Source organism: Palleniella muris (assembly GCF_004792655.1).
GTDB classification, from domain to species: Bacteria; Bacteroidota; Bacteroidia; order Bacteroidales; family Bacteroidaceae; genus Prevotella; species Prevotella muris_A.
The window spans coordinates 158300-171260 of sequence record NZ_SRZC01000003.1 but is presented as its reverse complement, the minus strand read 5'-3'; the positions used below and the strand labels follow the sequence as shown (position 1 = coordinate 171260).

The 12961-nt window shown below is 44.3% G+C and carries 13 protein-coding genes; 10 read left to right on the top strand and 3 right to left on the bottom strand.

Annotation, left to right across the window (positions count from 1 at the left end):
* Nucleotide 1: 1 nt before the first annotated feature.
* The 5 genes from E5358_RS02870 to E5358_RS02850 are packed head-to-tail and all read left to right on the top strand — an operon-like array spanning nt 2 to nt 3872.
* Nucleotides 2–646 carry an HAD family hydrolase gene (locus E5358_RS02870; protein WP_135938809.1) on the top strand — a complete coding sequence of 215 codons (645 nt, stop codon included), beginning with the start codon at nt 2–4 and terminating at the stop codon, nt 644–646.
* Between the two features lie 29 nt (nt 647–675).
* Nucleotides 676–2193: a hypothetical protein gene (locus tag E5358_RS02865; RefSeq protein WP_135938808.1), complete on the top strand. Its 1518-nt coding sequence runs from the start codon at nt 676–678 to the stop codon at nt 2191–2193.
* Nucleotides 2194–2219: 26 nt separating this feature from the next.
* Nucleotides 2220–2591, top strand: coding sequence for a hypothetical protein (locus E5358_RS02860; protein ID WP_135938807.1), 372 nt, complete (start codon nt 2220–2222; stop codon nt 2589–2591).
* Nucleotides 2592–2607: 16 nt separating this feature from the next.
* Nucleotides 2608–3222, top strand: a complete 615-nt coding sequence (locus E5358_RS02855; protein ID WP_479682764.1) for a trimeric intracellular cation channel family protein — start codon at nt 2608–2610, stop codon at nt 3220–3222.
* Between the two features lie 2 nt (nt 3223–3224).
* The gene (locus tag E5358_RS02850; protein WP_135938806.1) at nt 3225–3872 is read left to right on the top strand and encodes an HAD family hydrolase; all 648 of its coding nucleotides are present in this window, start codon (nt 3225–3227) and stop codon (nt 3870–3872) included.
* 10 nt (nt 3873–3882) lie between these two features.
* Here E5358_RS02850 and E5358_RS02845 read toward each other — a convergent pair whose 3' ends face one another.
* Together E5358_RS02845 and feoB are read right to left on the bottom strand one after the other, a co-directional pair.
* Nucleotides 3883–4038, bottom strand: a complete 156-nt coding sequence (locus tag E5358_RS02845; protein WP_168354565.1) for a FeoB-associated Cys-rich membrane protein — start codon at nt 4036–4038, stop codon at nt 3883–3885.
* A gap of 25 nt (nt 4039–4063) precedes the next feature.
* Nucleotides 4064–6457 carry a ferrous iron transport protein B gene (gene feoB / locus E5358_RS02840; protein ID WP_135938804.1) on the bottom strand — a complete coding sequence of 798 codons (2394 nt, stop codon included), beginning with the start codon at nt 6455–6457 and terminating at the stop codon, nt 4064–4066.
* 208 nt (nt 6458–6665) lie between these two features.
* Between feoB and E5358_RS02835 the strand changes: the two genes are divergently transcribed.
* From E5358_RS02835 to groL, 5 genes are all read left to right on the top strand, one after another.
* The gene (locus tag E5358_RS02835) at nt 6666–7139 is read left to right on the top strand and encodes a helix-turn-helix domain-containing protein (RefSeq protein WP_135938803.1); all 474 of its coding nucleotides are present in this window, start codon (nt 6666–6668) and stop codon (nt 7137–7139) included.
* Nucleotides 7136–9112 (top strand): dipeptidyl-peptidase 3 family protein, encoded by a 1977-nt coding sequence (locus E5358_RS02830; protein ID WP_135938802.1) that lies wholly within the window; start codon nt 7136–7138, stop codon nt 9110–9112. The genes E5358_RS02835 and E5358_RS02830 overlap by 4 nt, the downstream gene beginning before the upstream one ends.
* 205 nt (nt 9113–9317) lie before the next feature.
* Nucleotides 9318–9923, top strand: coding sequence for a DNA alkylation repair protein (locus tag E5358_RS02825; RefSeq protein WP_135938801.1), 606 nt, complete (start codon nt 9318–9320; stop codon nt 9921–9923).
* Between the two features lie 28 nt (nt 9924–9951).
* On the top strand, nt 9952–10224 hold the full coding sequence (locus E5358_RS02820) for a co-chaperone GroES (protein WP_135938800.1): 273 nt from the start codon (nt 9952–9954) through the stop codon (nt 10222–10224).
* A 35-nt stretch (nt 10225–10259) separates the two neighbouring features.
* Nucleotides 10260–11891 carry a chaperonin GroEL gene (gene groL / locus E5358_RS02815; protein ID WP_135938799.1) on the top strand — a complete coding sequence of 544 codons (1632 nt, stop codon included), beginning with the start codon at nt 10260–10262 and terminating at the stop codon, nt 11889–11891.
* 108 nt (nt 11892–11999) lie between these two features.
* On the opposite strand, the gene E5358_RS02810 is transcribed toward groL, so the two are convergent.
* Nucleotides 12000–12929: a DMT family transporter gene (locus E5358_RS02810; RefSeq protein ID WP_135938798.1), complete on the bottom strand. Its 930-nt coding sequence runs from the start codon at nt 12927–12929 to the stop codon at nt 12000–12002.
* Between the last annotated feature and the right edge of the window lie 32 nt (nt 12930–12961).

The window sequence follows — 12961 nt, the reverse complement described above, 5'->3', positions numbered from 1 at the left end:
TATGAATACATTTAAAGTAGCATTATTCGACCTCGATGGTACTCTTATGGACACTGAGGGACAGTACACTGTGTTTTGGGGAAAGATGGCTGCGAAGTATCGTCCTGATGTTCCCAATCTTGAACAGATTATCAAAGGCACAACGCTTACTCAGATTTTTGAGCGTTATTTCCCAGACAAGAATTGGCAGGAGGAGATAACATTGGCTCTTGACGAGTGGGAGAAGCAGATGGATTATGTCTTCATCCCAGGCGCACTTGACTTTATCCATGACATTAAAAGTCATGGAGTGCGTTGTGCCATAGTTACCAGTTCCAACATAAAGAAGATGGAGGTTGTTGCCGATAAGGTTCCTGAATTCCGCACCCTTTTTGACCGTATCCTCACGTCTGAGGATTTCGCTGCGTCAAAACCTAATCCGGATTGCTATCTGAAAGGTGCATCCGTATTTGATTGTAAAAAGGAGGAATGTGTCGTATTTGAAGACGCCTTTACAGGCTTGCAGGCAGGTATGTCTGCCGGGATATATACAATAGGATTGGCAACAAACAATAGCCGTGCTCAGATTCAGGACAAGTGCAACCATGTCCTTGACAATTTTGAAGGACTGACATACGATAGAGTTACGGCTCTGATTAACGAATAATCTACTTTTATTAACCATTTAATCAACTTATGGCAAAGAAGAAAGTAGAAAATGTTGAGACTACGGTCTCAGAACAGCCGAAATTACAGGAGGATGAAAAGAAAACTCCTGCAAAACGCACTTCGCGTAAGAAAACAACAAAAGAGCAGAAAGACACTTCTGCAGAAGAAACTGCCGGTACAGAGGCAAAGCCGAAACGTACGGTTCGCAGAAAGAACACCAAGAAAGCAGAAGTGAAGCAAGAAGAAATAAAGGTTGAGGAAGTGCTTCCGGAGCCAACTGTGGAAGTGGCTGATGCAGTAAACACAGCCAAACTGGAAGAACAATCTTCTAATAATCATACTGAAAAGAAACAAGAACCAAAACCAGTACCACCATGTCCTACATTGCTTATAAAGGATATTGTAGATCTTGTCAATGCTCCACAACGCCAGCTGCTCTTGAATGACCAGCAGATACAGCTGCTGACCGCAGAAGAGGCTGCAAAACGTTTCCGTTGGATAGAAGGCACTCTTGCGCTTGTGCTGAATTACGATGTTGTCCTTTCTGATACGAATATTTGGATAGAACTCCTTACAGGGCACACCTCTTCCCACTCTGATCCGCGGTTTAATGCACGCCTGCAGTTTGAGCGACAATTGGAATTCATCTCAAGACTTTCAAAATTCCGTGGTGCCCGTTTCTCCATGATGTCCGAGACGTATGAGGAGATTGACCGTTTTGCCACACAAATGGAACCTCCGGCAGTAGATGCAGATATGAAAGACGAGGTTGTTTGCAGGAATATAGCAGCACGACTTGCCAAGCGTCTGATACTTTCGCAACAGCGTGAGAACCGTCTACGTATAGAAGGCATCGGAGCCGAGAGCCATCATAGTGCTTTCGCTGACCCTGCCATCATCCGCCGTTGTGTGGAACTGTTCGCACAAGGAAAGAGGGTTCTGCTCCTCACGAATGATGCATCTGTTGCAATCCGCTCTATGGGAATGTGCGATGACCTTCAGAGAACCAATGGGATAGATGACGAGACTTGGGATAGCGTTTATGCACCGCTTCGTCCGATGGTAATGACATTTGATGACCTGAAGATTCTCGATGCCTACACCCGCCAGTATCATTTCTTGCAGATGGCAGCCGGAAAGCAGTGGATGGAAGATGTGCCACAGCAAATGTGCAAGTCTGTTGTAAATCCGTTGGAACTGTGGATTGACGGATTCCGTCCGGGCGACCGCCATTCTGACAAACAAGGAAATAAGCAGAAACATGGCAATGAGCAGAAAAACCGTGCGAATGCCAATCAAGGTCAGAGGCAGAAACAAAATAACGCTCAGGAGCAGAAGAAAGAAAACACAAAGCAACAGAAGAAAGCAGAACAGGTGCAGACTCAGGAAGAGACACCAAAGACAGACACAACTACACCTGTGTCACAGGCAGAAACCCCACAGCAGACAGAGGAACAACAGGAAAAGAAAACAAAGCACCGTGGTGGACGGCGTGGTGGACGTAAACCGAAAGTCCAAAGTCAGGAGCCTGTCAGTGTACCGTAGCAGAAATAAACGTTAACAATATAAATATGGGACGTAATAAATATTCTCAACACGAGATAGACATCATCGGAATGCTTCTTAAAAAGAAATGTTCCGGAACTCGTTTCCAGCAGAAACTCATACGACATCAGTTGCGGACAAATTTTGAGTTCAACATCTCTGATTTCAATGAACCGGGAAAAGCGTTTGGTTATGATGAACTGCAGGCTGCAATCCAACGAGGTGCTATCCGCATTCTTGATGATGCAACCATCGCTGATATGAAGGCGAAGCGTCAAAGAGACCGTGAACATGATGCTGCATTGGCTGTGGAACAGGCTATTGACAATGGTGAACAGACTGATTGGCAAGAGGCTATGCGTGAATGGGAAGAATGGGAAAACTCCAATAAAGAATAATTCCACAACGGCAATCATGATGGAACTTACATTTGTCAGCATAATAGATTATATAGGAACTTTCGCTTTTGCGATAAGTGGAATACGTCTTGCATCGGAAAAGAACTTCGACCTCTTCGGTGCATTTATCGTTGGCATGGCAACAGCCTGTGGTGGTGGCACTTTGAGAGATATTATGCTGGGTATGAATCCGTTCTGGATGACACAGTGGGTATATCTTGCCATCACAGGTTTCGCAATTCTCCTTTATATTCCGTTTCACAAGTTCATAAACAAGATTGGAACGACAATGTTTCTTTTCGATTCCATCGGTTTGGCACTGTTCACCGTCGTCGGATTCCAGAAAACCATGGATGCCGGCTTCCCTTTCTGGACGGCAAACATAATGGGTGTAATGACCGGTGCAGCAGGAGGTGTTATTCGTGATATTCTAATCAATGAGGAACCGCTTATCTTCCGCAGGGATATATATGCCCTCGCATGTGTTGTCGGTGGAATAGTCTATACTGTAGTACTTCTGTTAGGACTGTCAACCATCACAGCACAGATAGCATGTGCCGTTTCTGTAATTGTAATGCGTGTTGGTGCAATAACATACCATTGGCAATTGCCAATATTAAATGAAGATTGAAAATGAAGTATAACAATATTATATGGGACCTTGACGGGACTCTCATGAACACACTGGAAGACTTGGCAGATGCAACAAATTTCGCATTGCAGGCTTTCGACATGCCTGAGAGAACAATAGATGAAATCCGGCAGTTTGTAGGCAATGGAGTCAGAACACTGATAATCCGTGCTGTTCCCGATGGTGAGGATAATCCTCGGTTTGAAGAAGTTTTTGCAAAGTTCAAGGAGTATTACATGATACATTGCCAAGACCATACAGACCTTTATCCGGGCATTGCGGACACGTTGCAAGAGTTGCATAAGAAAGGTTTCCGAATGGCAGTCGTCAGCAATAAAATACAAGAAGGCGTGTCAGAACTTCATGAAAAGTTTTTCAAAGATACAATTGCCATAGCCATTGGCGAACGTCCGAATGTACAGAGAAAGCCAGCTCCGGACATGGTGCATATCGCAATGAAAGAGTTGGGTTGCACTGCTGAAGACACGATATACATAGGAGATTCGGATGTGGACATTATGACAGCAAAAAACTCCAGAATACCTTGCATCTCTGTCCTTTGGGGATTTCGTGACAAAGAATTCTTACTTGCCAATGGCGCAGAAAATTTTGCAGCAGTCCCTGCTGACATCCTAACAATGGTGGAGTAGGGCTATTTCATTAATCCACCTTTTGTTTGTTGCAATGGTCATAGAGCTTGCAACCGGCACATCCTCCATTGCATTCTGTCGGGTTCTTGAAAGAAGAATATATTCTCCTTGCCATAAAGATAATGGCAAGGAGAATTATAATACCAACGATAATATATTGTATCATTTCCATACGTTTTTGTTAAATACACTTACAATATAAGTAGTCCAATCCGGTATACCAAGGCAGAAACTATCCATGCCACAGCAGTGGTATATATAATTGCAAACACTGCCCACCACCATGAGCCGGATTCGTTTTTTATTGCGATTATGGCAGCCGTACAAGGGAAATACAGCAGCACAAACAACAGAAAGGCAACTGCACTCAATGCTGTTATACCCTCTGCTTCCATCTTTTGACGAAGGAGACTGTACTTTGTATCTCCGCTAACGACTTCCTCGTCGTCACCAAACGAACTGTCTCCGGAATACAGCACTCCTATTGTGGAAGCGACAATCTCTTTTGCACCGACACCGGCAACCAGTCCCACATCAAGTTTCCAGTTGAATCCTTGTGCATAAAATACAGGTTCTATGGCTTTGCCTATCCTGCCTATATAGCTCTGCTCCTGATGCTGTGACAACGGAGTGCCTTCAGGTGTCCGCGGGAAATAGCCGAGAGCCCATACTATTATAGATGCCACAAGAATGATGCCACCCATCTTCTTCAGGTACTGCTTGCCTTTTTCCCATGTATGGCGCAGGATTGCTTTTGCCGTAGGGAAACGATACGGTGGCAGTTCCATTACAAACGGTGTATCTTCCCCTTTTACAAGAAAACGTGAGAGTATACGGCTTGCCAAGACTGCAGTCAATATACCGGTGGCATATATGCAGATAAGGATAAAAGCCTGATATTCGACAGCAAAGAATGCTCCTACAATCATTATATATATAGGCAGGCGCGCCGAACATGACACGAATGGCATTATAAGCATGGTTATCAGACGCGACCGCCTGCTCTCCACCGTGCGCGTAGCCATTATTGCAGGGACATTGCATCCAAATCCCATAATCAAAGGAATGAACGATTTTCCATGCAATCCCATTTTGTGCATAGGCTTGTCCATGATGAAGGCAGCACGTGCCATATAACCGGAGTCTTCCATGAACGAAATGAATGTATACAGGATGAGAATCTGTGGTAGGAAGACTATCACAGAACCAACACCACCAATAATGCCATCTATGGTCATGTCCTTCAGCGGACCATCCGGCATGTATGTACTTACATAGTTTCCGAACCATGCCACAGCCTCTTCAATCCAGTCGGCAGGATATTGCCCAATGGTGAATGTCACTTCAAACATGAGGAAGATAACGGCAAAGAACAGTGGGAAACCAAGATATTTGTGCGTGATGACATGGTCAATAAGGTGTGTCACCTCGTATGTGTCCTGTTTTGCCCCAATGCCATATTCCGTTTCTTGCAGTGCGCCATTGATAAACCCATACTTAGCGTCCATTATGGCAGTCTCTGCATCCGTTTTCAGTTCTTGTTCTATCTCCTTGGCAGCCTTGTCTCTTACAGTGAATATCTCTTCTGCATGAGGGAGTGTCCGTGCATATTCTTCTATCTGGCTGTCACCTTCAAGGAGTTTTATTGCCACGAAACGAGTAGAGTAGCGACGCTTCACACCTTCATACGTATATAGCAAGTCGCGCACATCCTCGATACCTTTTTCTATATATTTTCCATGATTGATATGTATATGCCCCTCTTTTATCTTTCCTTCATAGATTTCAATTATTGTATGGAATAGTTCTTGCACACCTCTGCCGGTCTTGAACACAGTCGGCACCATAGGTATTGCGAGAAGGTTTCCCAAACTTTTGTGGTCAATGCTGTCGCCACGTTTCTCAGCCTCGTCAAACATGTTGAGAGCGCACACCATACGCAAGTGCATATCAATCAGTTGTGTCGTAAGGTAAAGGTTTCTCTCAAGGTTTGATGCATCGAGAACATTAAGTATTACATCAGGAGTATGGTTTACAATCTGCTTTCTCACATAGAGTTCTTCCGGGCTATATGCTGACAGGGAATAGGTTCCGGGCAAGTCGACGATGTGGAACTCATAGTCCTCAAAATAAGCGATACCTTCCTTGGCGTCAACGGTCACACCGGAATAATTGCCGACACGCTCATGCGCGCCTGACACATAGTTGAACAATGAAGTCTTGCCACAGTTCGGATTTCCCACAAGTGCAACGTCTATATGGTGGCGTTTCTTCTTTGCCATTTCATACATGGCTTCTTCTTTGCCACAGTCAAGCAGCAAGTCTTGCACCTCTTGCTGATTCTGCACCTTCTGTATGTCCTGTGACGAGACGACCTCAATCATGTCTGCCTCATCCCTGCGCATGGAAACTTCATATCCCATAATGAGATATTTGACAGGGTCTTGCAAAGGAGCATTAAGCAACACTGTGATTTCCTTTCCTGTTACGAAGCCCATCTCAACAATACGCTTGCGGAAACCTCCATGGCCAAGCACTTTCACAATGACTCCTTTTTCACCTGTATGTAGCTCTGATAATCTCATGTTCTTGATAATTTTGAATGCAAAATTAATTATTATTTATGAGATAATCAAATGTTTTCCACCATCACAAACCACAAATACCAACTATTAGGTATGAAATGTGAAAAATGTTTACATCAATTTGGGAAGATTTGGAGTTATAGCGATAAATTTGTAACTTTGCAGAAAGATGAATACATTTGATTGGTTGGTTTAATATTATGCGGATATGATTGATTTTGATGTGCCGGAAGAGAAACAGTATAGCGCACGTATAAGCCGTCAGAAACTCATGGAAATAAAAAACGGCGTCCAGAAGTATGTTTTTGCAGGGCGACGCTACAGAAATGTCAATTTCACGGCTGCGCAGCTGGCGAAGAATATTGGCACCAACACGCGATACCTAAGTGCTGCGATAAGGCTGCACTACGGATGCAATTTTTCGGAACTTGTCAACAAACTGCGTGTGGATGAGGCAAAGCAAATCATGCTTGAGCCCCACAGCACTCTGACCATGGAGGACATATCTTACTCTGCCGGTTTCTCCACACGTCAAAGTTTTTACAATGCCTTCAACAAGTTTGTTGGAATGAAGCCTAAGGAATGGCTTGCCAATGAATTGGAAAAGAAACGCGAAGAGGAGGAGAAGCAGCGCGAAGAGTTAAAGGCTACTGCGCCTTTTGGCGGCATTGCTTTTGAATGACATCTTACAAACAAGGATTATTATTATTACATATTATGGAACGTTTTGCTGATATTCAACTATTAAGATACAAACTGAAAGACTTTGAAACACTCACCATTCGTCAGAAGCGTTTGGTGTATTGCTTGTCGCAGGCGACATTATGGGGTAGGGACATAACTTTCGACCAACATGGAAGTTACAACCTGAAGATAAGGAAAATACTTGAAATATGTTTCCCTGACTCTGAATACCTGAAACGAGTATGGTTCTCAAGTGGTATACATCATCACTACAGCTGTCAGAAATTCTTACCGGATTTTACGAAACAGGATTTCATTCAGGCTGTCATGTCATGCCCTAAGGAGAACCTTCCTTTGGATAAAGGGCAGACTGTGGATGACCTTATAGCGGAGCTTCTTCCGGTGATGTTCGATTCGGAAGTTATGCCACAGCGTGTCAACCAACGCCAAGGGGAAGACCTCGTCGCAACGTCTGCATGCAATTTCTATAACGGTGTCACGCAAGAAGAAGCTGTTTCATTCTACGAAAACAAGAAGAAAGAATGGGTAGAGAACCATCCTGAGGCATCGAAGGATGAACTACCGTCTTTCGGACTGAACTCACGTCTTGTGAAAAACGGCACGGACATAACAGAAGAAACATATAAAATAGGTGGAAAATACTCTGCATATATAGAGAAAATCGTATTCTGGCTGGAGAAGGCAATAGAATTTGCAGAGGATGAATCCCAAAAGGAAGTGATTGCCTCGCTGGTCTCCTATTACAAAAGTGGTGACCTTAAGGAATTTGATGAGTATTCCATAAAGTGGGTAGGGCAGACCTCTCCGCGAGTAGATTTCATCAATGGCTTCATAGAAGTCTATGGCGACCCAATCGGATTGAAAGGTTCATGGGAAGGCATCGTGCACTATAAGGACCTTGAAGCGACACATCGCACAGAGATACTGGCAGAAAATGCTCAGTGGTTTGAGGACAATTCTCCTGTTGACAGCCGTTTCAAGAAGCCTGTTGTCACAGGTGTTACGGCAAACGTTGTATGCTGTGCCATGCTTGGCGGTGACGAATATCCGGCGACAGCGATAGGCATAAACCTTCCTAATGCCGATTGGATAAGGGCAAAGCACGGCTCTAAGTCAATCACAATATCAAACATCACTGCTGCTTACGATAACGCTTCCAAGCACAGTGGCTTCAGGGAAGAATACATTGATGATGCGGATACTCTGCAACTCATCGGAAAGTACGGATATATAACGGACGATTTGCATACAGACTTGCATGAATGCCTTGGTCATGGTTCAGGACAAATGGCATCGGGAGTTTCGCTTGACATGCTGAAATCCTATGCATCGACAATCGAGGAAGCACGTGCAGACCTTTTCGGGCTGTATTATATGGCAGACCCGAAACTCGTAGAGCTCAGTCTGCTGCCAAATGAAGAGGCTTATAAAGCACAGTATTACACATACATGCTTAACGGTCTGCTGACACAATGCGTACGCATTCCTATTGGCGAGGACATCCAAGAGGCTCACATGCGTAACCGTGCCATTATTGCCAATTGGGTTTACGCAAAGGCAAAATGTGCATGTGAGGAAAAATCGTCACAAAAACCTTGTGTTGAATTGTACGAGGTGAATGGAAAGACGTATATGCGTATCAATGATTATCCTGCGCTCCGCACGCTTTTTGGAGAGCTTCTTGCTGAGGTGCAACGCATAAAAAGCGAAGGTGACCATGACGCAGCACGTGACCTCGTTGAGACTTATGGCGTGAAAATTAATCAAAAGACGCATAAGGAGATAAAGAACCGTTACGAGAAACTTGGGATAGCTCCATACAAGGGCTTCATCAATCCGGTACTGACAGAGGTCGTTGATGCAGACGGAAATGTCACAGACGTAGTTGCCAACTATACAGAATCTTACTCAGAGCAGATGATGCGCTATTCAAAAGAATACTCTGCATGAGACATTGCAAACCATATTCGCATGCAATGTGTTTTCTGTGTTTTGCAGAAGTGCCAGCAACTGGTTTGCAAAAGGTTACCTTTCATCGTACAAAGTGTTACCTTTGGCATGCCAAAAGGTTATCTTTTGGCGGGTGAAGTGCCACCTTTTGTGTAGTGTGGAATTATGCTTTGATTTTCAAGTTGTTATGAATAAATTATAAGTTATGAACAGTCACGAGACAGCAAGGGATATTCGTTCGCGTTTTCGTTCGCTTATGGACGGTGTGGTTTCCGAGAACATGCGTAACAGTGGTGCAAGCTACCGTATTAATTGGGGTGTGTCACTTATGCACATCAAGGATTTGGCAAAAGACTATGAGCCTGATTTCCATGTAGCATTAGAGTTGTGGAAGGACAATGTCCGTGAATCAAAGATTATGGCTCTCCTGCTTATGCCGGCAGAAGAGTTCACTCCTGACATCGCCGGTGTATGGGTGGATGACATAAAATCGCAGGAAATAGCGGAGATGGCGGCAACACTATTGTTCTCGAAAGTGGAGTATGCTCCTGAAATGGCATACAAACTGATTGCACAGGGTGATGCCATGTACCAAATACTCGGCTACAACATCCTTTCACGCTTGTTCTCCGAGGGGAAAATCCCTGACGCACGGGGACTTGAAGAACTGATGGACCAAATTGGTCTTGCATTGAAAGATGATGGAATATCTGTCAGGCATGCTGCCTATAATTGCTTCCTGAAACTTGACACGTGTGACAAATTGGCAGACAGCCCGTATTGGCATGCTTTATGTAAGTCAATCCTGTAGAACATTACAAATCAAAAATAACAGAATTATGACAATTAAACCATTAGCAGACCGCGTATTGGTACAACCAATGGCGGCAGAAGAAAAAATCGGAGGTATCATTATTCCTGACACAGCAAGTAAGGAAAAACCTATCCAGGGAACTGTTGTCGCAGTAGGAAACGGCACAAAGGATGAGGAGATGATTCTCAAAGCCGGTGACAATGTGCTTTACGGAAAGTATGCCGGAACAGAGGTTGAGTTGGAGGGCGAGAAGTATCTCATCATGCGTCAGTCTGATGTACTGGCAGTTTTAGCATAATAGAATCATAACAGAACTAACAAAAGAGAAGAAAAATGGCAAAGGATATTAAATTCAATAGTGACGCTCGCGAACTTTTGAAGCGTGGCGTTGACCAGCTTGCAAACGCAGTGAAAGTGACTCTTGGTCCTAAGGGACGCAATGTTGTCATTGAAAAGAAATTTGGTGCACCTCAGATTACAAAGGACGGTGTTACTGTCGCTAAAGAGATTGAACTTGAAGACAAGTTTGAAAACACAGGTGCACAGCTCGTTAAGAGTGTTGCTTCAAAGACTGGTGATGATGCCGGCGACGGAACAACAACAGCAACAATCCTCACACAGTCTATTGTCAATGAGGGACTTAAGAACGTTACCGCAGGTGCAAACCCTATGGATTTGAAGCGTGGTATAGACAAGGCTGTCAAGGCTGTTGTGGAGCACATTGCAAAGAATGCAGAGAAGGTTGACGACAATTATGAAAAGATTGAGCAGGTTGCTACAGTGTCTGCCAATAACGACCCTGAAATCGGCAAACTTCTTGCAGAGGCTTTCCGCAAGGTCAGCAAGGATGGTGTCATCACAATTGAGGAATCAAAGTCTCGCGAGACATACATTGGTGTTGTCGAGGGTATGCAGTTCGACCGTGGCTACTTGTCCGGCTATTTCGTAACTGATACCGAGAAAATGGAGTGCCAGTACGAGAACCCATACATTCTTCTTTATGACAAGAAGATTTCAAACATCAAGGAGTTCCTGCCAATCCTTCAGCCTGCAGCAGAGAGTGGACGTCCGCTTCTCGTTATAGCAGAGGATGTAGACTCTGAGGCTCTTACCACACTTGTTGTCAACCGTCTTCGCGGTGGCTTGAAGATTTGTGCTGTCAAGGCTCCAGGTTTCGGTGACCGTCGCAAGGCTATGCTTGAGGACATCGCTACATTGACAGGTGGTGTTGTAATCTCTGAAGAGAAGGGTTTGAAACTCGAGCAGGCTACAATAGAGATGCTTGGTTCTTGTGACAAGGTTGTTGTTGGAAAGGACAATACAACGATAGTCAACGGTCACGGTGAGTCACAGATGATAAAGGATCGTGTTAACCAGATAAAGAACGAGATTAACTCTACAACATCTTCTTACGACAAGGAGAAACTTCAGGAGCGTCTTGCTAAACTCGCCGGCGGTGTAGCTGTGCTTTATGTAGGTGCAAACTCTGAAGTGGAGATGAAGGAGAAGAAGGATCGTGTTGATGATGCTCTTTGCGCTACTCGTGCAGCGATAGAAGAGGGTGTTGTCGCAGGTGGCGGAACAACATATATCCGTGCACTTGAAGCTCTGAATGGCTTGAAGGGAGATAATCAGGACGAGGAGACAGGTATCCGTATCGTTGAGCGTGCCGTTGAGGAGCCATTGCGCCAGATATGCTTCAATGCCGGTGTTGAGGGTGCTGTCGTTGTCAATAAGGTCGCTGAGGGTGAAGGTGACTTTGGTTATAATGCTCGTACAGGAGAATATGAGGATCTTCGCAAGGCCGGTATCATTGACCCGGCAAAGGTTAGTCGTGTCGCTCTTGAGAATGCAGCATCGATTGCAGGCATATTCCTGACAACGGAGGCTTGCATCTGTGATGCTCCGGCACCGGAAGCACCAATGCCTCCAATGGGTGGCGCACCTGGAATGGGTATGATGTAATAGCCATAATACAATATAGAATTGGTTTATAATGGAAATCCCTGCTTTGTTTTGCATGCAAAGCAGGGATTTGTTTGGTTATAGAACTTTATTAACGCTTGGCAGGTGTTATGCCTGTTTCTGGATTGTGGATGTATTTGCTTTTACATTATTCTTATTGCTGTATGCCATGAACATTACGGCACAGAGGATAAGGACAATGCCGATAATGTTTCCACCTGTTATAACTCCACCGAATGCAGCAAGTGATACAGCCAATGCTGTGATAGGTTCGAGTGCACCAATTATGCTTGCCGGTGTGCTGCCAATGATATGTATGGATTTGGTTATGAGCAATAATGATATTACTGTCGGGAAAACAGCCAGGCCAAAAGCGTTGCCCCATGATTGCATGTCAGGCAGGGGAATTATGTCCATACCAAAATTGCCGGAAATGAAGAATACTATCGTTCCGAATGCCAAAGCAAAGAATGACAGGCGTGATATGCTCATGTCCTTTAATATGCTTCTGTTTACACCAATAAGGTATATTGCGTATGTCAGTCCTGACAGTATGGCTAATGTCATTCCTATCAGACTGAAACCGCCACCTGCCCCATCTTGTTTCAGCATACATATACCTAACGATGTGACAATTATGCAAAGGAATGTGGTGCGTGACATGTGCTCATGAAACACAAGCCATGAAAGCAAGGCGACAAACAATGGATAGGTGAATAATATTACTGAAGCAAGTCCGGGATCCATGTATTTGAAACTGTAAAAGAGTCCTGCCGATGAACTTGCGAACAGTGTTCCCATAATTATTGTTGCCAATGCTTCGCTTTTGGTGAGCCGGAAGGATTTTCCTTTAGCCAGCATATAGATGCCTATTATTGCTGTTGATATTGCATAGCGATAGAACAATACATTCATTGGGGTGATGCCATCGTTATAAAGTGGTATGGCAAATAATGGGTTCAGTCCATAGCAAGCGGACCCGATTACTGCCAACATATACCCCCAAACCAATGACATTGTGTTTTGTTTGAGTCTCATGGAATATGCTTCATAGTTAATTTTAGCAGACA

Excerpts from the sequence above, each read along its gene's own strand:
- E5358_RS02870 (WP_135938809.1), top strand. The coding sequence starts at position 2 with ATGAATACATTTAAAGTAGCATTATTCGACCTCGATGGTACTCTTATG.
- E5358_RS02865 (WP_135938808.1), top strand. The coding sequence starts at position 676 with ATGGCAAAGAAGAAAGTAGAAAATGTTGAGACTACGGTCTCAGAACAG.
- E5358_RS02860 (WP_135938807.1), top strand. The coding sequence starts at position 2,220 with ATGGGACGTAATAAATATTCTCAACACGAGATAGACATCATCGGAATG.
- E5358_RS02855 (WP_479682764.1), top strand. The coding sequence starts at position 2,608 with ATGATGGAACTTACATTTGTCAGCATAATAGATTATATAGGAACTTTC.
- E5358_RS02850 (WP_135938806.1), top strand. The coding sequence starts at position 3,225 with ATGAAGTATAACAATATTATATGGGACCTTGACGGGACTCTCATGAAC.
- E5358_RS02845 (WP_168354565.1), bottom strand. The coding sequence starts at position 4,038 with ATGATACAATATATTATCGTTGGTATTATAATTCTCCTTGCCATTATC.
- feoB (WP_135938804.1), bottom strand. The coding sequence starts at position 6,457 with ATGAGATTATCAGAGCTACATACAGGTGAAAAAGGAGTCATTGTGAAA.
- E5358_RS02835 (WP_135938803.1), top strand. The coding sequence starts at position 6,666 with ATGATTGATTTTGATGTGCCGGAAGAGAAACAGTATAGCGCACGTATA.
- E5358_RS02830 (WP_135938802.1), top strand. The coding sequence starts at position 7,136 with ATGACATCTTACAAACAAGGATTATTATTATTACATATTATGGAACGT.
- E5358_RS02825 (WP_135938801.1), top strand. The coding sequence starts at position 9,318 with ATGAACAGTCACGAGACAGCAAGGGATATTCGTTCGCGTTTTCGTTCG.
- E5358_RS02820 (WP_135938800.1), top strand. The coding sequence starts at position 9,952 with ATGACAATTAAACCATTAGCAGACCGCGTATTGGTACAACCAATGGCG.
- groL (WP_135938799.1), top strand. The coding sequence starts at position 10,260 with ATGGCAAAGGATATTAAATTCAATAGTGACGCTCGCGAACTTTTGAAG.
- E5358_RS02810 (WP_135938798.1), bottom strand. The coding sequence starts at position 12,929 with ATGAGACTCAAACAAAACACAATGTCATTGGTTTGGGGGTATATGTTG.